The organism is Streptomyces coelicoflavus (assembly GCF_045041415.1).
Taxonomy (GTDB): domain Bacteria; phylum Actinomycetota; class Actinomycetes; order Streptomycetales; family Streptomycetaceae; genus Streptomyces; species Streptomyces coelicoflavus.
In genome coordinates this window covers 2,048,985-2,073,712 of the sequence record NZ_CP108218.1, presented here as the reverse complement: position 1 = coordinate 2,073,712, position 24,728 = coordinate 2,048,985, and the positions used below count along the sequence as shown (strand labels likewise).

The 24,728-nt window shown below is 71.4% G+C and carries 20 protein-coding genes and 1 riboswitch; of the genes, 11 read left to right on the top strand and 9 right to left on the bottom strand.

Annotated elements, in window-relative coordinates; translation table 11 throughout:
- Positions 1-369 precede the first annotated feature (369 nt).
- Both OHA99_RS08910 and OHA99_RS08905 read left to right on the top strand, forming a co-directional pair.
- Positions 370-1,902: an RNA polymerase sigma factor gene (locus OHA99_RS08910; protein ID WP_405695135.1), complete on the top strand. Its 1,533-nt coding sequence runs from the start codon at positions 370-372 to the stop codon at positions 1,900-1,902.
- Positions 1,903-2,042: 140 nt separating this feature from the next.
- Entirely contained in the window at positions 2,043-2,900 is an 858-nt protein-coding gene (locus OHA99_RS08905) for a S1 family peptidase (RefSeq protein ID WP_405695133.1), read from the top strand.
- 111 nt (positions 2,901-3,011) lie between these two features.
- On the opposite strand, the gene OHA99_RS08900 is transcribed toward OHA99_RS08905, so the two are convergent.
- Positions 3,012-3,242, bottom strand: coding sequence for a hypothetical protein (locus OHA99_RS08900; protein WP_031035360.1), 231 nt, complete (start codon positions 3,240-3,242; stop codon positions 3,012-3,014).
- A 440-nt stretch (positions 3,243-3,682) separates the two neighbouring features.
- Between OHA99_RS08900 and OHA99_RS08895 the strand changes: the two genes are divergently transcribed.
- The 3 genes from OHA99_RS08895 to OHA99_RS08885 all read left to right on the top strand — a co-directional run bounded on the left by OHA99_RS08895 (position 3,683) and on the right by OHA99_RS08885 (position 8,117).
- Positions 3,683-5,806: a type IIA DNA topoisomerase subunit B gene (locus OHA99_RS08895; RefSeq protein ID WP_153177598.1), complete on the top strand. Its 2,124-nt coding sequence runs from the start codon at positions 3,683-3,685 to the stop codon at positions 5,804-5,806.
- Between the two features lie 143 nt (positions 5,807-5,949).
- Positions 5,950-6,528 (top strand): DUF485 domain-containing protein, encoded by a 579-nt coding sequence (locus OHA99_RS08890; protein WP_366473344.1) that lies wholly within the window; start codon positions 5,950-5,952, stop codon positions 6,526-6,528.
- Complete coding sequence (locus OHA99_RS08885) at positions 6,525-8,117, top strand: cation acetate symporter (protein WP_153177596.1); 1,593 nt, start codon at positions 6,525-6,527, stop codon at positions 8,115-8,117. The genes OHA99_RS08890 and OHA99_RS08885 overlap by 4 nt, the downstream gene beginning before the upstream one ends.
- A gap of 56 nt (positions 8,118-8,173) precedes the next feature.
- On the opposite strand, the gene OHA99_RS08880 is transcribed toward OHA99_RS08885, so the two are convergent.
- The 4 genes from OHA99_RS08880 to OHA99_RS08865 all read right to left on the bottom strand — a co-directional run bounded on the left by OHA99_RS08880 (position 8,174) and on the right by OHA99_RS08865 (position 12,979).
- On the bottom strand, positions 8,174-8,854 hold the full coding sequence (locus OHA99_RS08880; RefSeq protein ID WP_087789318.1) for a response regulator: 681 nt from the start codon (positions 8,852-8,854) through the stop codon (positions 8,174-8,176).
- Positions 8,851-10,593, bottom strand: coding sequence for an ATP-binding protein (locus tag OHA99_RS08875; protein ID WP_405695130.1), 1,743 nt, complete (start codon positions 10,591-10,593; stop codon positions 8,851-8,853). The genes OHA99_RS08880 and OHA99_RS08875 overlap by 4 nt, the downstream gene beginning before the upstream one ends.
- 118 nt (positions 10,594-10,711) lie before the next feature.
- Positions 10,712-11,659 carry a sucrase ferredoxin gene (locus OHA99_RS08870; RefSeq protein ID WP_366473345.1) on the bottom strand — a complete coding sequence of 316 codons (948 nt, stop codon included), beginning with the start codon at positions 11,657-11,659 and terminating at the stop codon, positions 10,712-10,714.
- Positions 11,660-11,713: 54 nt separating this feature from the next.
- A complete protein-coding gene (locus tag OHA99_RS08865) occupies positions 11,714-12,979 on the bottom strand; it encodes a citrate synthase (RefSeq protein WP_153177592.1) in 1,266 nt (421 codons plus the stop codon).
- A gap of 123 nt (positions 12,980-13,102) precedes the next feature.
- Between OHA99_RS08865 and OHA99_RS08860 the strand changes: the two genes are divergently transcribed.
- Complete coding sequence (locus tag OHA99_RS08860; protein ID WP_153177591.1) at positions 13,103-14,278, top strand: citrate synthase/methylcitrate synthase; 1,176 nt, start codon at positions 13,103-13,105, stop codon at positions 14,276-14,278.
- Between the two features lie 137 nt (positions 14,279-14,415).
- Here OHA99_RS08860 and OHA99_RS08855 read toward each other — a convergent pair whose 3' ends face one another.
- The 3 genes from OHA99_RS08855 to OHA99_RS08845 form a co-directional block, all read right to left on the bottom strand.
- Positions 14,416-14,652 carry a hypothetical protein gene (locus OHA99_RS08855; protein ID WP_153177590.1) on the bottom strand — a complete coding sequence of 79 codons (237 nt, stop codon included), beginning with the start codon at positions 14,650-14,652 and terminating at the stop codon, positions 14,416-14,418.
- Between the two features lie 180 nt (positions 14,653-14,832).
- Positions 14,833-15,039, bottom strand: coding sequence for a hypothetical protein (locus tag OHA99_RS08850; protein ID WP_153177589.1), 207 nt, complete (start codon positions 15,037-15,039; stop codon positions 14,833-14,835).
- 176 nt (positions 15,040-15,215) lie between these two features.
- A complete protein-coding gene (locus tag OHA99_RS08845) occupies positions 15,216-15,767 on the bottom strand; it encodes a DUF6082 family protein (RefSeq protein WP_194279897.1) in 552 nt (183 codons plus the stop codon).
- 318 nt (positions 15,768-16,085) lie between these two features.
- Here OHA99_RS08845 and OHA99_RS08840 point away from each other — a divergent pair, with 318 nt between their 5' ends.
- Positions 16,086-17,192, top strand: coding sequence for a GTP-binding protein (locus OHA99_RS08840; protein ID WP_153177587.1), 1,107 nt, complete (start codon positions 16,086-16,088; stop codon positions 17,190-17,192).
- Here the strand turns inward: OHA99_RS08840 and OHA99_RS08835 are convergent.
- A complete protein-coding gene (locus OHA99_RS08835; RefSeq protein ID WP_153177586.1) occupies positions 17,189-19,645 on the bottom strand; it encodes a DNA topoisomerase (ATP-hydrolyzing) subunit A in 2,457 nt (818 codons plus the stop codon). The two genes, OHA99_RS08840 and OHA99_RS08835, sit on opposite strands and share 4 nt — an antisense overlap.
- 336 nt (positions 19,646-19,981) lie before the next feature.
- Between OHA99_RS08835 and OHA99_RS08830 the strand changes: the two genes are divergently transcribed.
- From OHA99_RS08830 to OHA99_RS08815, 4 genes are all read left to right on the top strand, one after another.
- Entirely contained in the window at positions 19,982-21,355 is a 1,374-nt protein-coding gene (locus OHA99_RS08830; protein WP_153177585.1) for a pitrilysin family protein, read from the top strand.
- A complete protein-coding gene (locus OHA99_RS08825) occupies positions 21,352-22,740 on the top strand; it encodes a pitrilysin family protein (RefSeq protein ID WP_153177584.1) in 1,389 nt (462 codons plus the stop codon). The genes OHA99_RS08830 and OHA99_RS08825 overlap by 4 nt, the downstream gene beginning before the upstream one ends.
- Before the next feature lie 191 nt (positions 22,741-22,931).
- Positions 22,932-23,096, top strand: a riboswitch (cyclic di-AMP (ydaO/yuaA leader).
- Positions 23,097-23,107: 11 nt separating this feature from the next.
- Complete coding sequence (locus OHA99_RS08820; RefSeq protein WP_153177583.1) at positions 23,108-23,872, top strand: M23 family metallopeptidase; 765 nt, start codon at positions 23,108-23,110, stop codon at positions 23,870-23,872.
- A gap of 131 nt (positions 23,873-24,003) precedes the next feature.
- A complete protein-coding gene (locus tag OHA99_RS08815; protein ID WP_366473348.1) occupies positions 24,004-24,699 on the top strand; it encodes a GntR family transcriptional regulator in 696 nt (231 codons plus the stop codon).
- Positions 24,700-24,728 lie beyond the last annotated feature (29 nt).

Here is a 24,728-nt window from a genome sequence, read left to right as displayed (position 1 = left end):
CGGCACGCCGCCCCCGTCGTCGGACCCCGCGGAGCCGTTCGTGGCTCCCCGGGGTCCGACGGTGTGATGAGAGGCTGAGCCGTCCCGGCAAGGTCGGGACGGACAAGTTGATGACCTTGTTTATCCGCATCTGCGCAGTTTTGATCGCTTACGGGGTGTGACTCGGGCCACGCGGATTGGGCGTAACGCTCTTGGGAACAACACGATGACCTAAGAGGTGACAGCCGCGGAGGGAATATGGACGCCGTTCACGGCGCTGTGTATCTCCCCGGCCCGCCCGCACCGTCGGCCCATCCCAAGCCGGTGGTCGGCTCCTGTCCGCCGTGGACGGGGCCGGAAGCCGTTTTTCAACGTTCCGAGAGGTTGTTCGTGTCGGCCAGCACATCCCGTACGCTCCCGCCGGAGATCGCCGAGTCCGTCTCTGTCATGGCGCTCATTGAGCGGGGAAAGGCTGAGGGGCAGATCGCCGGCGATGACGTGCGTCGGGCCTTCGAAGCTGACCAGATTCCGGCCACTCAGTGGAAGAACGTACTGCGCAGCCTCAACCAGATCCTCGAGGAAGAGGGTGTGACGCTGATGGTCAGTGCCGCAGAGCCCAAGCGCACCCGAAAGAGCGTCGCAGCGAAGAGTCCCGCCAAGCGCACCGCCACGAAGACGGTCGCGGCGAAGACGGTGACCAGCAGGAAGGCGACCGCTCCCGCCGCCCCGGCGTCGCCCGCCGCCGAGCCCGCCGTCGAGGAGGAGGCCCCCGCCAAGAAGGCGGCGGCCAAGAAGACGACCGCCAAGAAGGCGACGGCGAAGAAGGCGACCGCCAAGAAGACGGCGGCCAAGAAGACGACCGCCAAGAAGGAAGACGGCGAGCTTCTCGAGGACGAGGCGACCGAGGAGCCGAAGGCCGCGACGGAGGAGACCGAGGGCACCGAGAACGCGGGCTTCGTGCTGTCCGACGAGGACGAGGACGACGCCCCGGCCCAGCAGGTCGCCGCCGCCGGTGCCACCGCCGACCCGGTCAAGGACTACCTCAAGCAGATCGGCAAGGTCCCCCTGCTCAACGCCGAGCAGGAGGTCGAGCTCGCCAAGCGCATCGAGGCCGGTCTGTTCGCCGAGGACAAGCTGGCGAACTCCGACAAGCTCGCGCCCAAGCTCAAGCGCGAACTGGAGATCATCGCCGAGGACGGCCGCCGCGCCAAGAACCACCTGCTGGAGGCCAACCTCCGCCTGGTGGTCTCCCTGGCCAAGCGCTACACCGGTCGCGGCATGCTCTTCCTGGACCTCATCCAGGAGGGCAACCTCGGTCTGATCCGCGCGGTGGAGAAGTTCGACTACACCAAGGGCTACAAGTTCTCCACGTACGCCACCTGGTGGATCCGTCAGGCGATCACCCGCGCGATGGCCGACCAGGCCCGCACCATCCGTATCCCGGTGCACATGGTCGAGGTCATCAACAAGCTCGCGCGCGTCCAGCGCCAGATGCTCCAGGACCTGGGCCGCGAGCCCACTCCGGAGGAGCTGGCCAAGGAACTCGACATGACCCCGGAGAAGGTCATCGAGGTCCAGAAGTACGGTCGCGAGCCGATCTCCCTGCACACCCCGCTGGGCGAGGACGGCGACAGCGAGTTCGGTGACCTCATCGAGGACTCCGAGGCGGTCGTCCCGGCCGACGCGGTCAGCTTCACCCTCCTGCAGGAGCAGCTGCACTCCGTGCTCGACACCCTGTCCGAGCGTGAGGCGGGCGTCGTCTCCATGCGGTTCGGTCTCACCGACGGTCAGCCGAAGACCCTCGACGAAATCGGCAAGGTGTACGGCGTCACGCGTGAGCGCATCCGCCAGATCGAGTCGAAGACCATGTCGAAGCTGCGTCACCCGTCGCGCTCCCAGGTGCTGCGCGACTACCTCGACTAGGTTGCGGTAGACGGTACGAGCGAACGAGGCCCGGTCCCGCCAGGTGCGGAACCGGGCCTCCGTGCTGGGCAGCGGGTGCGCGACACCGCGTACTGGATCACTCTGGGTGTCCCATGACCACCTAGGAGTGAGGAGCCCGCATGCGTCGTCTCTTGGCCCGGACAGTGGCCCGGCCGCTGGTGCTGGCGGCCGCCGCGACCGCGATACCGCTGGGGTCGGCCGCCCCGGCGGCCGCCGACAGCATCGTCGTCGGGGGCTTTCCGGTCGAAGTGTCCGACAGTCCGTGGACCGTCGCCCTGTCCAGCCGTGACCGGTTCGGGGGTACCCGGGCGGGGCAGTTCTGCGGGGGAGTGGCCGTCGGCCGGACCACCGTCCTCACGGCGGCCCACTGCCTGGGGGAGGAGGTGCTCGGGTCGCCGCCGGAACAGGTGGACGACCTGCGGGTAGTAGCAGGCCGGACCGATCTGCTGTCCGACCAGGGGCAGGAGATCCCCATCCGCTCCGTCTGGGTGAACCCGGAGCACGACGACGGCAGCAATGCGGGGGACTTCGCGGTGCTCACTCTCTCCGAAGCGCTCCCCGCCGGCTCGGTCATAGGGATGGCGGCGGAGGGTGACCCCGCGTACACGCCCGACACGGAGGCTCTCGTCTACGGCTGGGGCGACACCTCGGGCGCCGGTGACTACGCGAACGGCCTGCACGCGGCCCGTGTGCGGGTGCTCCCCGACGCGTCCTGCGAGCGGGCGTACCCGGGCAACGACGACGGGCGCTACCTCTCGAAGACCATGCTCTGCGCCGGGCAGGAGGCCGGGGGCCGCGACGCCTGTCAGGGCGACAGCGGGGGGCCGCTGGTCGGACGGGGCAGACTCATCGGCCTGGTGTCCTGGGGGAGTGGCTGCGGACGCCCTGGCAGCCCCGGGGTGTACACGCGCGTCTCCTCCGTACTCCAGACGCTCGGCTGGGACGGTACGGCCACGAAGCAGCGTGAGGGCGCCTGACGGCCGCTGAGGGCTTGTCGGGCACGAGTACGGGCGGCCGCCTCCGGGAAACGGAGGCGGCCGCCCGTTCATCGGCCTGTGCCGATTCGGCTCGTCGACGGGCGCGTCGGGTCAGCGCTCTTCCTCGGCTGAGGATTCCGGAACGGCCGTCAGCCGCTCCGTCTCGTCCTGTATCTCAGCGGCGATCTTCTTGAGTTCCGGCTCGAACTTGCGACCGTGGTGGGCGCAGAAGAGCAGTTCTCCGCCGCTCAGCAGGACGACGCGCAGGTATGCCTGGGCGCCGCAGCGGTCGCAGCGATCAGCGGCCGTCAGCGGGCTTGCGGAAGTCAGAACAGTAGTCACGTCGCCTCTTCTCTAGCTCGACGAGCTGTCGTACCAGGGTCAACATCCAACCAGCCCCAAAACGTTCCCGCTCGTGGCTTTTCCTCGAAAAAAATTTCCGAGGGGCCGGCTGTTGCCGATTGGCGGCGAATGTGCCGTATTGCGTGTCTGTGTGTCGTACGGGTTCGCGCAGTCGGTCAGTGTCGGTCCCGCCGGCTGGGTTGCCGGTTTGTTCATGAGGACGTGCCCGGAGCCTAAATGGTTCATGCCTCGAAGGGAACGTGATGTGTACTTCACCCCATCGAGGGATCGAACACGCATACGACCGTGGACTAGGGTGAGTCAGTGACGAGGGTGGCGTTACAACGGCTCTACCAGGCCTCGGTACCCTCTCATCGGTGAACCGAGCCGCGCCCATACCCAGCGGGGCCCCATCTGAAATTCAGCGAGGAGCGAACCGCGTGACCGCCGAGACATCCGTGCCGTCCACTGCGCTGCTGGCAGGAGCAGACCGGGACGGATCCAACTACACCGCGCGGCACCTGCTCGTCCTCGAGGGGCTCGAGGCCGTGCGCAAGCGTCCGGGCATGTACATCGGATCCACCGACAGCCGTGGGCTGATGCACTGCCTGTGGGAGATCATCGACAACTCGGTCGACGAGGCCCTGGGTGGTTACTGCGACCACATCGAGGTGATCCTCCACGACGACGCCTCGGTGGAGGTCCGGGACAACGGCCGGGGCATCCCGGTCGACGTCGAGCCCAAGACCGGCCTCTCCGGCGTCGAGGTCGTCATGACCAAGCTGCACGCCGGCGGCAAGTTCGGAGGCGGCTCCTACGCCGCCTCCGGCGGTCTGCACGGCGTCGGCGCCTCCGTGGTGAACGCCCTGTCCGCCCGCCTGGACATCGAGGTGGACCGCGGCGGGCACACCCACGCGATCAGTTTCCGCCGCGGGGTCCCGGGCACCTTCGCGAAGACGGGCCCGGACGCCAAGTTCGACGCGGGGAACGGACTGCGCAGGACCAAGAAGGTCCCCAAGAGCCGCAGCGGCACACGCGTGCGGTACTGGGCGGACCGGCAGATCTTCCTCAAGGACGCGAAGCTCTCCCTGGACACGCTGCACCAGCGGGCCCGCCAGACGGCGTTCCTGGTGCCCGGGCTGACCATCGTGGTGCGGGACGAGTTCGGTCTCGGCGACGGCGGCAGCAAGGGCGAGGAGTCGTTCCGCTTCGACGGCGGCATCAGCGAGTTCTGTGAGTTCCTGGCCAGTGACCGGCCCGTCTGCGACACCCTCCGCTTCAGCGGCCAGGGCTCCTTCAAGGAGACGGTCCCGGTGCTGGACGAGGAGGGGCAGATGACGCCCACCGAGGTCACCCGCGACCTCGGTGTCGACGTCGCGATGCGCTGGGGCACCGGTTACGACACGACGCTCAGGTCGTTCGTCAACATCATCGCCACGCCGAAGGGCGGCACCCACGTCGCCGGCTTCGAACAGGCGGTGGCGAAGACGATGAACGAGGTGCTGCGCACCAAGAAGATGCTCCGCGTCGCCGAGGACGACGTCGTCAAGGACGACGCCCTGGAAGGGCTGACGGCGGTCGTCACCGTCCGGCTCGCCGAGCCGCAGTTCGAGGGCCAGACCAAGGAGGTCCTCGGCACCTCGGCGGCCCGCCGGATCGTGAACAACGTGATCAGCAAGGAACTGAAGGCGTTCCTGACCTCGACCAAGCGTGACGCGGCCCAGCAGGCCCGGGTGGTGATGGAGAAGGCCGTCGCCGCGGCCCGTACCCGTATCGCCGCGCGTCAGCACAAGGACGCCCAGCGACGCAAGACGGCCCTGGAGTCCTCGTCGCTGCCGGCGAAGCTCGCCGACTGCCGCAGCGACGACGTCGACCGCAGCGAGCTGTTCATCGTCGAGGGCGACTCCGCGCTGGGCACGGCCAAGCTTGCGAGGAACTCCGAGTTCCAGGCGCTGCTGCCGATCCGGGGCAAGATCCTCAACGTCCAGAAGTCGTCCGTGACGGACATGCTGAAGAACGCCGAGTGCGGGGCGATCATCCAGGTTATAGGAGCGGGGTCGGGCCGTACCTTCGACATCGACGCGGCCCGCTACGGCAAGATCATCATGATGACCGACGCCGATGTGGACGGCTCCCACATCCGCACCCTGCTGCTGACCCTCTTCCACCGCTACATGCGGCCCATGGTCGAGGCGGGCCGGGTGTTCGCCGCGGTGCCGCCGCTGCACCGCATCGAGCTGATCCAGCCGAAGAAGGGCCAGGACAAGTACGTCTACACGTACTCGGACCGCGAGCTGCGCGACAAGCTCATGGAGTTCCAGAGCAAGAACATCCGCTACAAGGACTCCATCCAGCGGTACAAGGGCCTGGGCGAGATGGACGCCGACCAGCTGGCGGAGACGACCATGGACCCCCGGCGCCGCACCCTGCGCCGGATCAACCTCACCGACCTGGACTCCGCCGAGCAGGTCTTCGACCTGCTGATGGGCAACGACGTCGCCCCTCGTAAGGAGTTCATCTCCAGTTCGGCGGCGACGCTGGACCGGTCGCGCATCGACGCGTGACCACGCTCGGTCGCCGGACCGGCCCCGGGAGCGATACCCGGGGCCGGTCCGGCCAGAGGGAACCCTCAGGGGGAATCACCTGATGGGGTGAAGTGCCCGGGGAAGAAGAGTCGGGGATCTTCCCGTTCTGTCCATCCTTGGGCATGCAGTCAAGCAACGATCGGTCCCGCGGCGCCGGGGGCGGTCCCGACGGCGCGGCCGACCACCGCGCAGTGCCGGGCAGGGCCTACGTCGAGACGGCCCCCGGCCCGCGGTACGACGGCCCGCGGTACGACGACCCGTGGTACGACGCGCTCGCCTCCGGCTGGGGCGAGGCGGACGGCCCCGGGGCCACCGCGCCGGCCCCCTCGCCGGGGCGCCGGGAGACGGCGGGGGAGCCGCCCCGGGCCGCGGCCGACGTGTATCTGGAGGTCCAGCGGAGCGCGGCCTTCCAGGAAGTCCGCAGCCGGTACCGGAGGTTCGTCGTCCCAGCGGTCGCCGCCTTCTTCCTGTGGTACGTCGCCTACGTGGTGGCCGCCACGACGGCCCCCGCCCTGATGGCCCGGCCGGTGGCCGGCGCGGTGAACGTCGCGATGGTCGCCGGGCTCGGCCAGTTCCTCACCACGTTCCTCCTCACCTGGGCCTACGCGCGGCACGCCCGGCTGCGCAGGGACCGTGCCGCGCTGGAACTGCGCTGGGACACCCAGGAGCTGACGCGCGGCGTGAGAGGCGGTGCGTCGTGACGGGCGACCACCAGACGCTGGCCCTGCTGCTGTTCAGCACGTTCGTCGCCGTCACGCTCGGCATCACCACCTGGGTGGGCCGCCACCGGCACGGCTCGGCGGAGGAGTTCTACGCGGGCGGCCGCCTCTTCTCGCCGATGGAAAATGGTTTTGCCATCTCGGGCGACTACATGTCGGCCGCGTCGTTCCTCGGCATCTCGGGGCTCATCGCCCTCTACGGCTACGACGGCATGCTCTACTCGGTGGGCTTCCTGGTGGCCTGGCTCGTGGTCCTGTTCCTCGTCGCCGAACTCGTGCGCAACTGCGGACGGTTCACCCTCGCCGACGTCGTGGCCGCCCGGATGCGGGAGCGGCCGGTGCGGATCGCGGCCGGGACCTCCTCGGTCACCGTCTCCGTCCTGTACCTGGTGGCGCAGATGGTGGGCGCAGGCAGCCTCGTCGCGCTGCTGCTGGGCGGGACGAGCGAGGCGGCGCGGACCTGGACCGTCATCGGCGTGGGCGCCCTCATGGTGATCTACGTGTCGCTGGGCGGGATGCGCGCCACCACCTGGATCCAGATCGTCAAGGCGGTCCTGCTGCTCGGCGGCACCGTGGCGCTGACCGCGCTCGTCCTGGTGCGCTTCCACGGCGACGTCGACCGGCTGCTGCGCACGGCGGCGGAGCGCAGCGGCCACGGTGAGGCGTTCCTCGCGCCCGGCCTGGCCTACGGCGGGGACTGGGTCTCCCGCTTCGACTTCATCAGTCTGGGGCTCGCCCTGGTGCTGGGCACGGCCGGGCTGCCGCACATCCTGTCCCGCTTCTACACGGTGCCCACCGCCCGGGCGGCCCGGCGGTCCGTGGTCTGGTCGATCGGTCTCATCGGCGGCTTCTACCTGATGACGATCGTGCTGGGATTCGGCGCCGCCGCCCTGGTCGGCCCGGACGCCGTACGCGCGTCGAACGCCGCCGGGAACACGGCGGTGCCGCTGCTCGCCCTGGACCTCGGCGGCGGCGCGCAGTCCACCGGCGGGACGGTCCTGTTCGCGGTCGTCGCCGCCGTCGCGTTCGCCACCATCCTCGCGGTGGTCGCCGGCATCACCCTGGCCTCCTCGGCGTCCGTGGCCCACGACCTGTACGCGTCCCTGCGGCGTCGCCACTCCAAGCCGCGCAGCGAGGTCGCCGTGGCGCGGGTCGCCTCCGTCGGCATCGGCGCGGTCGCCATCGGGCTCGGTCTGCTCGCCCGCGACCTCAACGTCGCCTTCCTGGTGGGCCTCGCCTTCGCCGTGGCCGCCTCCGCCAACCTGCCCGTGCTGCTCTACTCGCTGTTCTGGCGCGGCTTCACCACCCGGGGCGCGGTGTGGTCGGTCTACGGCGGTCTGGTGCCGTCCGTGGTGCTCGTGCTGCTGTCCCCGGTGGTCTCCGGCAGTCCGCAGTCGCTCTTTCCCGGCCTCGACTTCCAGTACTTCCCGCTGCAGAACCCCGGCCTCGTCTCGATCCCGCTGGGCTTCCTCGCGGGCTGGCTGGGCACCGTCACCTCCCCGGAGCCCCCGGACGAGGCCAGGCACGCCGAGACCGAGGTGCGGTCGCTGACCGGGGCGGGGGCCGTGTAGGGGCGGCGATGCCCCTGAAGTCCTGGTGCCCTGGAGTACTGGTGCCGGGCTGTCGCTCAGGTGCGGGTCGCCCACGCGTAACGGTGCTCGGGGCGGCCCGCCTCGCCGTACTTCAGTGTCAGTACGGCGCGTCCGGTGCGTTCCAGGAGCTTCAGATAGCGCTGCGCGGTCTGGCGGCTCACCCCGGTCCGTTCGGCGATCTCCTGAGCGGAGAGCGGCCCGTCGGCCTTCAGCAGGCACTGGCGTACCAGTTCGGCGGTGGTGGGGGAGTGTCCCTTGGGCAGCCCGGGTTCGGACGGTGCCGACAGGGCGCCGAAGATCCGGTCGACCTCGGCCTGTTCCGCCTCGCCGCCCCCGTCGAGCGTGCGGCGCAGCTCCGCGTACGCCTCCAGCTTGGCGCGCAGACCGGCGAAGGCGAACGGTTTCACCAGGTACTGGAGAGCGCCCTGCCGCATCGCCGCCTGCACGGTCGACACGTCGCGGGCGGCCGTCACCATGATCACGTCGGTCTGGAGTCCACGCCGTCGCATCTCCTGGACGACCTCCAGACCGGTCCGGTCGGGCAGATAGTGGTCCAGCAGGATCAGGTCCACGCGGGGCAGTCTCTGTGCGGCGTCCAGTGCCTCCAGTGCGCTGTGCGCCTGACCGGCGACGTGGAAGCCCGGCACCTTCTCGACGTAGGCGGCGTTGACGCGCGCGACCCGCGTGTCGTCGTCCACGACCAGGACCTCGATCATCGGGACTCCTTCTCGGCAGCGGTGGTCACGGGGGCGGTGGGGGCGGACTCGGGGGCAGGTGCCCGTTCCGGTGCCTGTTCAGGTCGCGGTCCTGGTCCCGGTCCCCGTCCTGGTCCCGCTTCCGCTTCCGGTTCGGTGAGGGCCTCGGGCAGGGCCACGACGAACTCCGCGCCCCCGCCGTACGCCTCCCCGACGGTCGCCCTGCCGCCCTGCCGCTCGGCCAGGCGTCGCACCAGGGGGAGTCCAATGCCCCGCTCGCGGTGGGCCGGCGGCTCCTTGGTGGACCAGCCCGTCGTGAAGACCAGCTCACGGTGGTCCGCCGGAATGCCGGGACCCGTGTCGCGCACCGTGAGCGTGGCGGCGCGCCCCTCGGCCCGCAGTTCGACCTCCACGCGCGCGTGCGGCGTCCCGGCGGTGGCGTCGAGGGCGTTGTCGACCAGGTTGCCGACGATCGTGACGAGGCCCCCGGGATCGACCAGGCGGTCCGGCAGCAGCGTCCGGTCCGAGACCCACAGGACGACGCCCCGTTCGGCCGCGACGGTCGCCTTGCCGACCAGCAGGGCGGCGACCAGGGGGTCCCGGATCCGCTCGGTGATCTGTTCCGCGGTGACCCGGTGGTCGCCGACCACCTCGCCGACGAATTCCACGGCGTCGTCGTACATCTCCAGTTCCAGCAGTCCCAGCAGGGTGTGCATGCGGTTGGCGTGCTCGTGGTCCTGTGCGCGGAGCGCGTCGATCAGGCCGCGCGTGGAGTCCAGCTCCCGGCCGAGCTGCTCCAGCTCGGTGCGGTCGCGCAGCGTGGCCACGGCACCGCCGTCGTCGGTGGGCATCCGGTTGGCGACCAGGACCCGCTGGCCGCGCACGGTCAGCAGGTCGGTGCCGGTCACCCGGCCCGCCAGGACGTCGGCCGTGCGCCCCGCGCCGAGCACCTCGTCGGGGAAGCCGCCGACGGCTTCGCCGCCGATGCTCAGCAGGCGCTGCGCCTCGTCGTTGAGCAGGCGCACCCGGCCCCCGCGGTCGAGGGCGACGACACCCTCCCGGATGCCGTGCAGCATGGCCTCGCGCTCCGCCAGCAGCCCCGCGATGTCCGAGAAGGCCAGGTCCCGGGTCTGCCGCTGCACCCGGCGCGAGATGATCCAGGACGCCAGGGCGCCGACGGCGAGCGCGCCGCCGGCGTACGCGAACAGGCCGGGGATGGCGTGGATCAGCCGGGCCCGCACGCTGTCGTACGCGATGCCCACCGAGACCGCCCCCACGATCTCGCCGTCGCCGTCGCGCAGGGGCACCTTGCCGCGGGCGGAGCGGCCCAGCGTGCCGTTGTCGATCTCCATGACCTCGTGTCCGGCCAGGGCCTGACCCGGGTCGGTCGAGACGACCTGGCCGATCCGCTCCGGGTCGGTGTGCGACCAGCGCACGCCCTTGCGGTCCATCACGACGACGTACTCCGCCTTGGTGGCCCTGCGGACCCGCTCCGCCTCCTCCTGCACCGGCCCGTCCGCCGCCGGCCGGGTGGTCCGCAGGTCCCTCACGACCTGTGGTTGCTGCGCGGTGGTCTGCGCGATCGCCAGGGCACGGCGCATCGCCTGGTCGTCCAGCTGGTCGCCGAGCGGCGCCAGGAACAGCCCGGTCGCGAGCACGGTGACGCCCGCGGCGATCGCCACCTGCATCAGCAGCACCTGCGAGAACACCCGCCGCGGCAGGCCCAGGCGCAGTCGGCGTGCGGAGGGAGTGGAGCTCATGGCCACGACGGTACGTGGGGCCGGTGGCCGGTCGTAGCGGGGTGTGGTGTGTATCTCCCCGGCGACGGCGACGGCGACGGCGGGCGCCGCGCCGGGCGGACCGGTGGATCAACCGGCGTCAGCTCGCCAGCGCCGCCGCGGGCGTCGGCAGTGCGCGCACCGCCGTGACCTCCATCCGCGCGGGCGAGCCCAGTACCGACGCTCCGCAGCTCTCCGGGCGCGGTGGTGCCGAGGCCCCCTGTACGACGGTGACCCGCCAGCGCCGGCCGTCCGAGTGGGCCAGGGTCACCTCCCAGCGCGGTGCGGCGCCGTCCGTCCGTACGACCGTCAGCGCCTGGGCCGCGTCCTCGGCGACGGCCGACCGCAGGGCCAGCTCGGCCGCCTGGCCGGGGCGCTCCCAGGCGGAGTTCCCACGACAGCCCTCCACGACGATCCGGTCCTCCCGCGCCCGGTGCAGGATCTCCTTGACGGCGTGCGCCTGGACCCGGCCGTAGACGTAGCCGTGCGGCAGTACGAGCACGGTCGGCGAGAAGCGGTGGCCTCCCAGGTGGGTGACCTCCCAGACGCCGTCGGTTCCGGAGGCGGCGACTTCGGCCGCGAGCGGCCTGCCGAGGAGCGCGCAGCACCGGTCGCGCTTGCCGTTGGTGCAGACGAGTGCGAGGGGATCGCCCCGGTGGGGGCCGCCGTCCAGCACCGAGTCGAAGGCGTGGCGGTCGCCCCGGCCGAGTGCCGCGAGATCGAGGCCGAGCAGGCGGCGTGGGTCCTCGACCGTGGCGCCGTGCAGCCAGACGTTCCCCGGTGCGGTGTGGGCCGCGTACACCCTGCGCTCGGCGGACGCGCCCCGGTCCGCGTGGCGTCCGGGGCGGCGGATGAGCGCGACGCGGACGCCCGTCCCCTTCGCCGCCGCGTCGAGGGCGCGCCCCAGTGCGGGGTCCAGGTGGCTCGCGGTGAGCGCCTTGGCGCCCCACGGGCCGGGCTGTTCGAGCAGCAACCAGGTCCTCGCGACGGGTGCGGTGCCCGAAAGGGGCTCGTCGAGGTCCCAGGAGACGGTTGAGCACGTACTCACAGAGGTGAGCCTAACCTGACTTGGGCCACGGCGACTTCCAGCCGCGCCTGGACGCTACTCCGGTAGGAGGCGCGGCGGCCTGGGACCGGAGTACAGCCCGCTCGGCCGCATCCGCAGGGGGCGCTCCCCGTACTCCTCCAGGGCATGGGCGATCCAGCCCGCCGTACGGGCCACGGCGAAAATCGTCTCGGCCGCGGTGGATGCCATGCCGGACGACGCGGTGAGCACGGCGAGCGCGAGGTCGACGTTGGCGTGCAAGGGGGTGTGGCGGGCGGCGGTGGCCTGGACGTCCCTGGCCGCCGCGAGCGCGGGCGCCGCCCGGGGGATGTCCTCCAGGAGCGCGAACAGGGCACGCGCGCGTGGGTCCTCACCGGGATAGAGCCGGTGGCCGAGCCCCGGGACGCGCCGGCCGGCCCGCAGCTCCTCCGCGACCACCGGGGCCGCGCTGCCCAGGTCGAGAACCTCCAGCAGCATCCGGTGGGCGAGGCCTCCGGCGGCGCCGTGCAGCGGTCCCTCGATCACCCCGAGCCCGGCGGACACGGCGGCATAGGCGTGGGCCCGCGCCGACGCGGCGACGCGCACCGCGAGCGTGGAGGCCGCCAGATCGTGGTCGGCGAGGAGGCAGAGCGCCGTGTCGAGGGCGCGCAGCGTCGGTTCGTCGGCCTCTTGCCCGCTGAGCCGGGTCCACAGGCGGTGGGCGATCGGGGCCCGGTCGTCTCCGTCGCGCAGTACGGGCGGCAGCGCCGCGACGAGGGTGGGGATGAGGGTGCGCGCCGTGCCCAGCACCGCGTCCTCGGCCAGGTCGAAGCGGAGCGGGTCCGTGACCGCCGCGGCGATCGCCGCCACCCGGAGACGGTCGGCGGGCCCTGCGTGCTCGGGCAGGGCGTCGACGGCCCTGCGTGCGGCGGCCGTGGAGGACTCCGGGGCCGAGAAGGCGGCGCCGCGACGCAACTGCCCGGTCCAGAGCCACTCGGCCACCTCCTCGTAGGTGTGGCGGGCGGACAGTTCGACCGCGTCGACGCCCCGGTAGTAGTACCGGTCGCTCTCGATGAGCGTGAGACGCGTGCGCACCGTCAGCTCCTGGCCGGCTGCCGACGCCGCGGAGTTGCCGGCGTCGCGCCGGTTGCGCCGGGCGAGGGCCCGGACCTCGTCGGCGTCGAAGGTGCTGCCCCGGCCGCCGGGTGTGCGCCGGCTGCCGAGCTGGCCTCGGCTGACGTACGCGTACACGGTTTCGGGCTTCACCCCGAGCAGTTCGGCCGCCTCCCGGGTGGTCAGACGTCGTTCGGCGGCGGCGGAGGGGCCGGGCTCCTGATCACGCATGAGGTCACCGTATCGATCGGAGGCGGTGGTTGTTGAGCCGTGACGGAACATGTATTGATTCAATCAATATTGACAGAACTTCCATCAAGTATGGACAGTGAAGTCAAGTTCGAGGAGGTAATCATGTCCGTCAACAGAACCGCAGCACCCGCACCGCCGCCCGTCGAGGTGCCGCGCGGGCTCGCCGGTGTCGTGGTGGCCGACACCGAGGTCGGCGACGTGCGAGGGCTCGAGGGCTTCTACCACTACCGCCAGTACTCGGCCGTCGAACTCGCACAGAGCCGCTGCTTCGAGGACGTATGGCATCTACTGGTGCACGGGGAACTCCCGGACGCCCGGCGCGGCGCCGCCTTCGCCGCCCGAACCGCGGCGCTGCGGCGGCTCCCCGACGCGGTGCGGGCCGCCCTGCCCGCCATCGCCGCGGCCGGTGGACGTTCCGGTCCGCTCGCCGGGATGCGCACGGGCCTGTCCCTGCTGGGCGCGGCCCAGGGATTCGGGCCCGTGTACGACCTGTCGGCCGAGCAGCGGCGGGAGGACACCCTGACGGCCGCCGCGGCCGTGCCGACCCTGCTCACCGCGCTGTACCGGTTGGGGCAGGGCCTCGAGCCGGTCGAGCCGCGCGAGGACCTGTCGTACGCCGCGAACTACCTCTACATGGTGACCGGTGAGGAGCCGGACGAGGAGCGCACGCGCGCGGTCGAGCAGTACCTGATCTCCACCATCGATCACGGGTTCAACGCGTCGACGTTCACCGCGCGGGTCATCGCGTCGACGGGCGCGGATGTCGCGGCCTGCCTGGCCGGTGCGGTGTCGGCCCTGTCCGGCCCGCTGCACGGCGGCGCGCCCAGCCGGGCGCTGGACACCCTGGACGCGATCGGCACGCCCGACCGGATCGACGGGTGGATCCGCGAGCGGGTGCTCGCCGGGGACCGCATCATGGGTTTCGGCCACGCGGTCTACCGCACGGAGGACCCGCGCTCGCGGATGCTGCGGGAGGTGGCGCAGCGGTTCGGCGGTCCGCGGGTGGAGTTCGCCGTCGAGGTGGAGCGGCAGGTCGAGGCGATCCTCGCGGAGCTGAAGCCGGGGCGCGAACTGCACACCAACGTCGAGTTCTACGCGGGCGTGGTCATGGAACTGTGCGGTCTGCCCCGCGAGATGTTCACACCCACGTTCGCGTCGGCGCGGGTGGTGGGCTGGAGCGCGAACATCCTGGAGCAGGCGTCCGACTCGAAGATCATCCGGCCGGCGGCACGGTATGTGGGGCCGGGAGCGCCGGTCGGTGTACCGGCGGTGGTCTGAACAGCACGAGAGGCCTGGTGCCGTTCGGGCGCCAGGCCGGGTCGGGGAGCGTCGAGCAAGGACGGGGTGCCGGGTTGCTCGCCGGGGGTGGGTCCGTGCGCGGTCGGCGGTGGGTACGGCCAAGGGCACGGGTGACGTCAGGCGTCGGGGATGTCCGCCTTGGCCCGGATGAGGGTCTCCCGGCTGACGACCACGATGCGCTCGTAGTCGGCCCGGGCGGCGTCGGCGGGCAGCTCGCGCTCCAGCGCCTCGGTGGCCTCGGTGCCGATGACGGCGAAGTTGCCGTCGCTCAGTTCGAACAGGTCGGGGCAGTTGGCTCCTGAGGCACTGCCACGGGCACTTGGCGGCACACCGATACGGCGCACGATCTTCAAGGGAGTACCGGTCCTTACATGCGATCTGGGGATCTCAGGGGCAGCACACTAATGCTTCTGCTGCGCACCCAGTGGCTGCTGGGGTGAGAGTACTCAAGTGTCCGCCCCAACCGGCACCGACGCGGCCTCAACGGATCAGGGTTGACGGCCTCAGGCCCCCCCGGGGCAACTGCCGCGGCCTCAGAGGCCCGGGGCCGGCGCGCTGCTGCTCTCCTCGGGAGTGGTGGGCGGTGGGGTCGGTGCCGCGGGCCCGCTCCACAACAGCAGACACAGAACGCCTACGACGGCAGCCGCTGCCGTGACGGCGGCCCCGATCCCCTCTCGCCGGTGCACCACGTAGCCGACGGCCGTGGCCACGGCGAGGAACACGATGGCTTGCAACGTCACTGAGTGCCTCCAGGCCTGCCTGCTGCCCGCCGGCAATGAGGCGCCGGGGGCAGATCGGCAATTCCGCGCTCTTGAAGCGCGTTGGTCGGAGGTGAGCGTAAGGGCACCTGCGGGGCGCGCGTGTCCAGCAAGGGGGAAGTAACGCACGAAGTACCGTCGGTGCCGGAGGAGTGCCGTCAAGGCGTAGGCGGTGTGCCCACCACCCACCACTCGTCCGTGTCGGCCTCGTCCAGGTCGTTGATGAGGCCGTCCACCAAGCGGCCGATCCGTGCCTCGTCGGACGACTGCTTCAGCGTTGCGCGCTGCCCCCTCGACGCTTCCCAGTACTCCCGCATCAGCGGGTTCTGGAAGAGCTCTCGGGCATGCCCGTACAGTTCCTCCTGGTCCACGATGCCTGCGCGGTAGAGGTGGTACAGGTTGACGTACCAGGCGTTGGCGTAGAAGTACTGGCGGCGCCTCTCCGCCGGGATGTCGGGGGCGTACGTGTCGATCACCGAGGCCAGTGACGGGTCGTCGATGGCCCTGGCCAGGAGTTCCCAGTGCATGCGCTGTTGGTGTGCCAACGCGCTGCGGCGCGAGACCGTCTCTTCGAGTTCCAGCCGTCGTATCCGCAGGTGTTCCGCTTCCAGCGTGCGCTGACGCACTGCCAGCGTCAGGCCTGCCGCGGCCGCCAGCATTCCGGCCGCGACGGAGCCGAACCTCCCCGTGATGCTTTTCCGTGTGACCATGTCAACCCCCGAATCAGGCGACCGCTCACCGGTCGTCGAGTGCGGGTCGGCTGACGGGGACCGGCGAGCGATGCGTGGTGCTGCCGCCTCCAGGGTGCCGAGCGGCGCTGATCGGCGGGGAGGCGGAGAGGAGGCGCACGGAGGGAAGCGAGGGTCGCACGGTCCGGCGCCATGCAAAACGTCTGCCCATCAAGTGCTGCTAACAATCGTTCACTCCGCGGGTACTCCGCCGGCTCGTATCCTGAGCAGGCAATTCCGTACGTGGACGTACGCCCTGCCGCGGGCCGGCGTACGCGTGGGTGAGAGAGAGGTCGCACGGTGGGGCAGCGCCCGACTCCGCAGCAGATCCCGGTGGTCGTACTGGCCGGATTCCTCGGCTCCGGAAAAACCACCCTCCTCAACCACCTGCTCCATCGCAGCGGGGGCAGCCGTATCGGCGCCGTCGTCAACGACTTCGGCTCGATCGAGATCGACGCGATGGCCGTCGCGGGCGCCCTCGGCGACTCCACCGTGTCGCTGGGCAACGGATGCCTGTGCTGTGCCGTCGACGCGAGTGAACTGGACGGGTATCTGGAGCGGCTGGCCCGGCCCGAGGCCGGGATCGACGTCATCGTCATCGAGGCCAGCGGCCTCGCCGAACCGCAGGAACTGGTGCGCATGCTGCTCGCCAGCGAGCAGCCGCGAGTCGTCTACGGCGGGCTCGTCGAGGTCGTCGACGCCGCCGAGTTCGACGACACCCGCGCCAAGCACCCCGAGATCGACCGGCACCTGGCCCTCGCCGACCTGGTCGTGGTCAACAAGACCGACCGGGCCCCCGACTCCGAGCGCGTGCTCGCACTGGTGGACTCGCTCGCCGACGGCGCCGCCGTCGTGCCCGCGACCTACGGCCGGATCGACCCCGGGTTCCTCTACGACTGCCGGCCCGGCGAGGAGCGGGTGGGGCAGCTGTCCTTCGACGACCTGCACGACCATTCCGGGGGCGGCGCGCACTCCGGGCACCTGCACGCCGCCTACGACACCCTGTCGTTCGTCTCCGACCGTCCGCTCGACCCGCGCCGGCTCATGCGTTTCCTGGACAGCCGGCCCGAGGGCCTCTACCGGATCAAGGGGTACGTCGACTTCGGCCCGTACGACACACGGAACCGGTACGCCGTCCACGCCGTCGGGCGCTTCCTGCGCTTCTACCCGGAGCCCTGGACGTCGACCGAGGCCACCGACGCCGCCGGAGCCACCGACGGCGCCGCCGTCCGCCGCACCCAGCTCGTCCTCATCGGCACCGGCATCGACGCGGCGGCCCTCGGCGAGGAACTCGACGCGTGCCGCCGGGACACCGACGCCCCACCCGCCGACGAGCACGGCATGTGGGGCGTCCTGCGCTACGTGCCGGACCCCGACGGCGAGGAGCCGTCCTCCGACGCGCCCTAGACCGGGCCCGCCACCACCGACACCGTCTTCGGCAGCGACACGCCCGAGCCGTCACGGCGCGGGTCGATCTCCGGGAGCTGGGCCGGTGTGCCGTTCCTCTGCGCGGCGAGGGCCGGGACGGCACCCGCCCAGGCGAAGGCCAGGCAGTCCTCGCCCTTCAGGAACCGCTGGCAGCGCACACCGCCCGTGGCGCGGCCCTTGCGCGGATACTGGTCGAACGGCGTCAGCTTGGCCGTGGTCTGCACGGAGTCGTCCAGCGTGCCGCGCGATCCGGCCACCGTGAAGACCACCGCGTCCGCCGCCGGATCCACCGCCGTGAAGGAGATGACCTTGGCGCCGTCGGCGAGCTTGACGCCCGCCACACCGCCCGCCGGACGGCCCTGCGGCCGGACCTGCGAGGCCTGGTAGCGCAGCAGCTGGGCGTCGTCCGTGATGAAGACCAGGTCCTCGTCACCGGTGCGCAACTCGACCCCGCCGACGATGCGGTCGCCCTCCCTGAGGGAGATGACCTCCAGCTCGTCCTTGTGGGACGGGTAGTCGGGCACCACCCGCTTGACGACGCCCTGTTCCGTGCCGAGCGCCAGCCCCGGCGAGGACTCGTCCAGCGTGGTCAGGCAGACGACGTCCTCGTCGTCCTCCAAGGACACGAACTCCGCCAGCGGCGCGCCGCCCGCGAGGTTCGGCGTGGGCATGGCCTCCGGGAGCTGGGGGAGGTCCACCACGTTCACCCGCAGCAGGCGGCCGACGGTCGTCACCACGCCCACCTCGCCGCGCGCGGTGGCCGGCACCGCGGAGACGATCAGGTCGTGCTTGACCCGCTTGGCCCCCGCCTCCGTGACCAGGGGCTCACCGTTCGCCGTGCGGGCCAGCAGCCCCGTCGACGACAGCAGCACCCGGCACGGGTCGTCCGCCACCTGGAGCGGCACGGCGGCGACCGGGGCACCGCCCGACTCCAGCAGCGTCGTGCGGCGGTCGGTGCCGAACTTCTTCGCCACCGCCGCCAGTTCGGCCGAGACCAGCTTGCGCAGCTCCGCGTCCGAGTCGAGGATCCGGGTCAGCTCCTCGATCTCTGCGTTCAGCCGGTCCTTCTCGGACTCCAGCTCGATGCGGTCGTACTTGGTGAGCCGGCGCAGCGGCGTGTCCAGGATGTACTGCGTCTGGACGTCGCTCAGCGCGAAGCGCTCCATCAGGCGCTGCTTGGCCTGCGCGGAGTTCTCGCTGGAGCGGATGAGACGGATGACCTCGTCGATGTCGACCAGGGCGGTGAGCAGGCCCTCCACCAGGTGCAGCCGGTCCCGCTTCTTGCTGCGGCGGAACTCGCTGCGGCGCCTGACGACGGTGAACCGGTGGTCGAGATAGACCTCCAGCAGTTCCTTGAGGCCCAGGGTGAGCGGCTGGCCGTCCACCAGGGCGACGTTGTTGATGCCGAAGGACTCCTCCATGGCCGTCAGCTTGTAGAGCTGCTCCAGGACCGCCTCCGGCACGAAACCGTTCTTGATCTCGATGACCAGGCGCAGCCCGTGCGCGCGGTCGGTGAGGTCCTTGACGTCCGCGATGCCCTGGAGCTTCTTCGAGCCGACCAGGTCCTTGATCTTCGAGATGACCTTCTCGGGGCCGACCGCGAAGGGCAGCTCGGTGACGACGAGACCCTTGCGGCGGGCCGTCACCGTCTCCACGGACACCGTCGCGCGGATCTTGAACGTGCCCCGCCCCGTCTCGTACGCGTCCCGGATGCCGGGCAGGCCGACGATGCGTCCGCCGGTGGGCAGGTCGGGACCCGGCACGTGCTTCATCAGCGCGTCCAGGTCGGCGTTCGGATTCCGGATCAGGTGCCGGGCCGCCGCGATCACCTCGCGCAGATTGTGCGGCGGCATGTTGGTGGCCATGCCGACCGCGATGCCCGAGGCGCCGTTGACCAGCAGGTTCGGGAACGCGGCGGGCAGCGCCACCGGTTCCTGCTCCTGGCCGTCGTAGTTGGGGGCGAAGTCGACGGTGTCCTCGTCGATGGACTCCGTCATCAGGCCGGCGGCCTCGGCCATCCGGCATTCGGTGTACCGCATGGCGGCCGGCGGGTCGTCGTTGCCCAGCGAGCCGAAGTTGCCGTGGCCGTCCACCAGGGGCACGCGCATCGAGAACGGCTGGGCCATGCGCACCAGCGCGTCGTAGATCGACGCGTCGCCGTGCGGGTGCAGCTTGCCCATGACCTCGCCGACGACGCGGGCGCACTTCACGTAACCGCGCTCGGGCCGCAGGCCCATCTCGTTCATCTGGTAGACGATGCGCCGGTGCACCGGCTTGAGGCCGTCGCGGGCGTCCGGCAGCGCACGGGAGTAGATGACCGAGTACGCGTACTCGAGGAAGGAGCCCTGCATCTCGTCGACGACGTCGATGTCGAGGATCTTCTCCTCGTACGCGTCGTCGGGCGGCGGGGTCTTCGTACTACGGCGGGCCATCGCTGCCGGCTCCTTGCTGAAGCGTGAACGGTGATCTGACGCCGTCCATTGTGGACTGCGGCACTGACAGCGACCGACCAGGACCCGTCACGGGCTGCCGGCCCGGCGCTGCCCGCAGGGTACGCCCTCGTCCCGCGGCACCGTCCGCGCAGCCGTCCCCGGCGGCCCGTCAACCGCGTTCTCGCTCTCGGCGTACGAGACCCGGGAACTGAGCCGGTGGCCCGCACGCTTGCATACAGTGGCAGGATCGGCGGAATTCCGCAGTTCCGCCCACTGATTCCACCCGGTGGTTCACCCAGTGATCCCACCAGACATCTCGCGATCGAAGGGACGTACATGCCCATGGGTCACACGGCCACAGCCCAGGCAGACTCCGGCGGCCTGACAGCGACCGAGCACCGCCTGGCCAACGGCCTGCGCGTGGTGCTCTCCGAGGACCACCTGACCCCGGTCGCGGCGGTGTGCCTCTGGTACGACGTCGGCTCGCGCCACGAGGTCAAGGGACGCACCGGCCTGGCTCACCTTTTCGAGCACCTCATGTTCCAGGGCTCCGCCCAGGTCAAGGGCAACGGCCACTTCGAGCTGGTGCAGGGCGCCGGCGGCTCGCTCAACGGCACCACCAGCTTCGAGCGGACCAACTACTTCGAGACCATGCCCGCCCACCAGCTGGAGCTCGCCCTCTGGCTGGAGGCCGACCGCATGGGCTCCCTGCTGGCCGCCCTGGACGAGGAGTCCATGGAGAACCAGCGGGACGTCGTCAAGAACGAACGCCGCCAGCGCTACGACAACGTCCCCTACGGCACGGCCTTCGAGAAGCTGACCGCTCTCGCCTACCCGGAGGGCCACCCCTACCACCACACCCCGATCGGCTCGATGGCCGACCTGGACGCGGCGACCCTGGAGGACGCGCGCGCGTTCTTCCGGACCTACTACGCGCCGAACAACGCGGTGCTGTCGGTCGTCGGAGACATCGACCCCGAGCAGACGCTCGCCTGGGTCGAGAAGTACTTCGGCTCCATCGCCTCGCACGACGGCAAGCAGCCGCCCCGGGACGGCTCGCTGCCCGACGTCATGGGCGGGCAGGTGCGCGAGGTCGTCGAGGAGGAGGTCCCCGCGCGTGCGCTGATGGCGGCGTACCGCCTGCCGGAGGACGGCACGCGCGCGTGCGACGCGGCCGACCTGGCCCTGACCGTGCTCGGCGGCGGCGAGTCGTCCCGCCTCTACAACCGGCTGGTGCGCCGCGACCGTACGGCCGTCGCCGCCGGGTTCGGCCTGCTGCGGCTCGCGGGGGCGCCCTCGCTGGGGTGGCTGGACGTGAAGACGTCCGGTGACGTCGAGGTGCCGGTCATCGAGACCGCCGTCGACGAGGAGCTGGCCCGCTTCGCCGAGGAGGGCCCCACGGCCGAGGAGATGGAGCGCGCCCAGGCCCAGCTGGAGCGCGAGTGGCTGGACCGCCTGGGCACGGTCGCCGGCCGCGCCGACGAACTGTGCCGGTACGCCGTGCTGTTCGGCGACCCGCAGCTCGCCCTCACCGCCGTGCGGCGGGTGCTCGAGGTGACCGCGGAGGAGGTCCAGGAGGTCGCCAAGGCCCGCCTGCGCCCCGACAACCGCGCGGTGCTCGTCTACGAGCCCACCGCACCCGCCGACGAGACCGACGCCGGGACGACCGGCGCCGGCGCCACCGACGAGAACGAGGAGGCGGCCAAGTGACCGAGCTCGCCACCATGGACTTCCACGCGCAGCCGCAGGCCGGCGAGCCCAAGCCCTGGGCGTTCCCCGCCCCCGGGCGCGGCAGCCTCGCCAACGGCCTCACCGTGCTGCGCTGCCACCGCCCCGGCCAGCAGGTCGTCGCCGTCGAGGTGCTCCTCGACGCGCCCCTGGACGCCGAACCGGCCGGTCTCGACGGCGTCGCCACCATCATGGCGCGCGCCTTCTCCGAGGGCACCGACAAGCACTCCGCCGAGGACTTCGCCGCCGAGCTGGAGCGCTGCGGCGCCACCCTGGACGCGCACGCCGACCACCCCGGTGTCCGGCTGAGCCTGGAGGTGCCCGCCTCGCGCCTCGCCAAGGCCCTCGGCCTGCTCGCCGACGCCCTCAGGGCACCCGCCTTCGCCGACGGCGAGGTCGAACGGCTGGTGCGCAACCGGCTCGACGAGATCCCGCACGAGCTGGCCAACCCCGCCCGCCGCGCCGCCAAGGAGCTCTCCAAGGAGCTGTTCCCGGCCGACGCGCGCATGTCCCGCCCGCGCCAGGGCACCGAGGAGACGGTCGCGGCCGTCGACGCGGCGGCCGTACGCGCCTTCTACGAGCGGCACGTACGCCCCGCCACGGCCACCGCCGTGGTCGTCGGCGACCTCACCGGCGTCGACCTCGACGCGCTGCTCGGCGACACCCTCGGCGCGTGGACCGGTTCGACCGCCGAGCCGCGCCCCGTGCCCCCGGTGACCGCCGACGACCGGGGCCGGGTCGTCATCGTCGACCGTCCCGGCGCCGTCCAGACGCAGTTGCTGATCGGCCGCACCGGCGCCGACCGGCACGACCGCGTGTGGCCCGCGCAGGTGCTCGGCACCTACTGCCTCGGCGGCACCCTCACCTCGCGCCTGGACCGCGTCCTGCGCGAGGAGAAGGGCTACACCTACGGCGTCCGGGCGTTCGGCCAGGTCCTGCGCTCCGCGCCGGACGGCACGGGCGCCGCGATGCTCGCCATCAGCGGCTCCGTCGACACGCCCAACACCGGTCCCGCGCTCGACGACCTGTGGACGGTGCTGCGCAAGCTCGCCGCCGAGGGGCTCACCGACGCCGAGCGCGACGTGGCCGTGCAGAACCTGGTGGGCGTGGCACCGTTGAAGTACGAGACGGCGGCGGCCGTGGCGAGCACGCTGGCCGACCAGGTCGAGCAGCACCTGTCCGACGACTTCCAGGCGACGCTCTACCGTCAACTGGCCGCCACGGGCACCGTGGAGGCCACGGCCGCGGTCGTGAACGCCTTCCCGGTGGACCGCCTCGTGACGGTCCTCGTCGGCGACGCGGCGCAGATCAAGGCGCCCGTCGAGGCCCTCGGCATCGGTGAAGTCACCGTGGTGGCCGCCGAGTAGCGGCACGCGCGCGCGGCGGCCCTGGTGACCGGAGCGTCACCAGGGCCGCCGTATGTCCGGATTGGGGCAGTGGTTGCCCGTCTGCCCTGTGGCGTGCGCTACAAAAAGCCTGTTGCGTTTGAGGATTGAACGCAGCCGCGTTTAGCGTCTTCCGGGCTGTTCGTCAGGCAGTGCGCCGCATCCGCGGCACCGGACAGTCATCGCCGAGTCCCCGTACGGCGCGAGCCAGGGGAGCCGGGGACCCATCGCAGTCCCTGGGGTGAATCGGACGCCCGCGCGCACCGCGAGGGGGTCCGTAGGAGACCTTCCACCTCCGAACCCGTCAGCTAACCCGGTAGGCGAGAGGGAAGGAAAGGACAAGCCCTACATGGCGTTCACGCGCGCCACCGGGAAGCACCGCCGTACCGGCCGGGTGCACCGCACCACCGCCCGCGCGGCGGGAGTCGCGGCCCTCGCCACCACCGGCGTCGTCGGCACCCTCGCGGCTCCGGCGCTCGCCGCCGAGGCCGAGGTGGAGCAGAGCGGGATCACCCCGGTCGTCACCATCGGCGACGCCATAGCCGACGAGATCGACGCCCAGGCCGTCGCCCAGCAGCAGGCGGCCGTGGACGCCGCCGCCCGCGAGGCGGCCCGGGAAGCGGCCCGCGAGCGGGCGGCCGAGGCGGCCAAGGAGGCGCGCGAGGCCAAGGAGCGCGCCGCGCGGGAGGCGGAGCGCGAGCGCCTCAACACCTTCGTCGCGCCGATCACCGCCTCCTACGTCTCCACCGCGTACCAGGCCGGCAGCTCCCTGTGGTCCTCCGGCAGCCACACCGGCATCGACTTCCACGCCTCCAGCGGCACGTCCGTGCACTCCGTCGGCGTCGGCACCGTCGTCGAGGCCGGCTGGGGCGGGGCGTACGGCAACCAGGTGGTGATCCGGATGCACGACGGCACGTACACGCAGTACGGGCACCTGTCGTCGATCGGTGTCTCGGTCGGCCAGTCGGTCGAGCCCGGCCAGCAGATCGGCGTCTCGGGTGCCACCGGCAACGTCACCGGACCGCACCTGCACTTCGAGGCCCGTACGAGCCCCGAGTACGGCTCGGACATGGACCCCGTCGCCTACCTCCGCTCCCACGGCGTGAACATCTGACGGCCGCCGCATCCGAAAAGCCCCGACTCCGTGATTCGGGGCTTTTCGCATTCCCCATTCGCTTGATTGGCCTAGAGTCGCTGAAAACGCGTCCATCGTCGACGTTTCAGGGATCAAGGCGGAGGTCGGTCATGTGTATTCCGGCGCATTCTGTGTGTACGGCGATCCGGGACGACATCGTCGCCGGCGTCCACGGTCGCGGGAGCCGGCTCACCGAGGAAATCCTCGCCCGCCGTTACGGCGTCTCGCGCGTCCCCGTCCGCGAGGCCCTGCGCACGCTGGAGGCGGAGGGTTTCGTGGTGACCCGGCGGCACGCGGGCGCGTGCGTCGCGGAACCGACCGAGCGGGAGGCCGCCGACCTGCTGGAGACCCGCACACTCCTGGAACCGCTCGGTGCCTCCCGGGCCGCCCGGCGGCGCACCGAGGCCCACCTCAGGGTGTTGCGCGGCCTGGTCAGGCTGGGGCGGGAGCGGGCCGGACAGGGGGCCGGTGAGGACCTGCGCCCGCTGGGCGGCTGGTTCCACGAGACCCTCGCCCGGGCGGCCGGCAGCCCCTCCCTGGCGGCGCTGCTGACCCAGCTGCGCCACAAGATCGCCTGGATGTACGTCCAGGAGGCCCCGGCCGGGCCGGTGGAGCACTGGGCGGAGCACGGCGCGATCGTCGACGCGGTGGCCCGGGGCGACGGTGACCGCGCGCGGGCGCTCATGACGCTGCACGCCGAACGGTCGGCGTCGGCGTACCGGCTGCGATTCGCCTCCGGCGGCGGGCGGACGGAGCGTGTGAGGAATGCGCAACATTCCGTAAACACGGCGGGGCTGCCGAAGTAACACGCGTGCCGTACAAAAGGACGGGGAAT

What these genes read in the sequence shown, in the direction of transcription:
- OHA99_RS08905 (WP_405695133.1), top strand. Translation starts at nt 2,043, where the DNA reads ATGCGTCGTCTCTTGGCCCGGACAGTGGCCCGGCCGCTGGTGCTGGCG.
- OHA99_RS08890 (WP_366473344.1), top strand. Translation starts at nt 5,950, where the DNA reads ATGCAGTCAAGCAACGATCGGTCCCGCGGCGCCGGGGGCGGTCCCGAC.
- OHA99_RS08880 (WP_087789318.1), bottom strand. Translation starts at nt 8,854, where the DNA reads ATGATCGAGGTCCTGGTCGTGGACGACGACACGCGGGTCGCGCGCGTC.
- OHA99_RS08875 (WP_405695130.1), bottom strand. Translation starts at nt 10,593, where the DNA reads ATGAGCTCCACTCCCTCCGCACGCCGACTGCGCCTGGGCCTGCCGCGG.
- OHA99_RS08865 (WP_153177592.1), bottom strand. Translation starts at nt 12,979, where the DNA reads ATGCGTGATCAGGAGCCCGGCCCCTCCGCCGCCGCCGAACGACGTCTG.
- OHA99_RS08860 (WP_153177591.1), top strand. Translation starts at nt 13,103, where the DNA reads ATGTCCGTCAACAGAACCGCAGCACCCGCACCGCCGCCCGTCGAGGTG.
- OHA99_RS08845 (WP_194279897.1), bottom strand. Translation starts at nt 15,767, where the DNA reads ATGGTCACACGGAAAAGCATCACGGGGAGGTTCGGCTCCGTCGCGGCC.
- OHA99_RS08835 (WP_153177586.1), bottom strand. Translation starts at nt 19,645, where the DNA reads ATGGCCCGCCGTAGTACGAAGACCCCGCCGCCCGACGACGCGTACGAG.
- OHA99_RS08830 (WP_153177585.1), top strand. Translation starts at nt 19,982, where the DNA reads ATGCCCATGGGTCACACGGCCACAGCCCAGGCAGACTCCGGCGGCCTG.
- OHA99_RS08820 (WP_153177583.1), top strand. Translation starts at nt 23,108, where the DNA reads ATGGCGTTCACGCGCGCCACCGGGAAGCACCGCCGTACCGGCCGGGTG.
- OHA99_RS08815 (WP_366473348.1), top strand. Translation starts at nt 24,004, where the DNA reads ATGTGTATTCCGGCGCATTCTGTGTGTACGGCGATCCGGGACGACATC.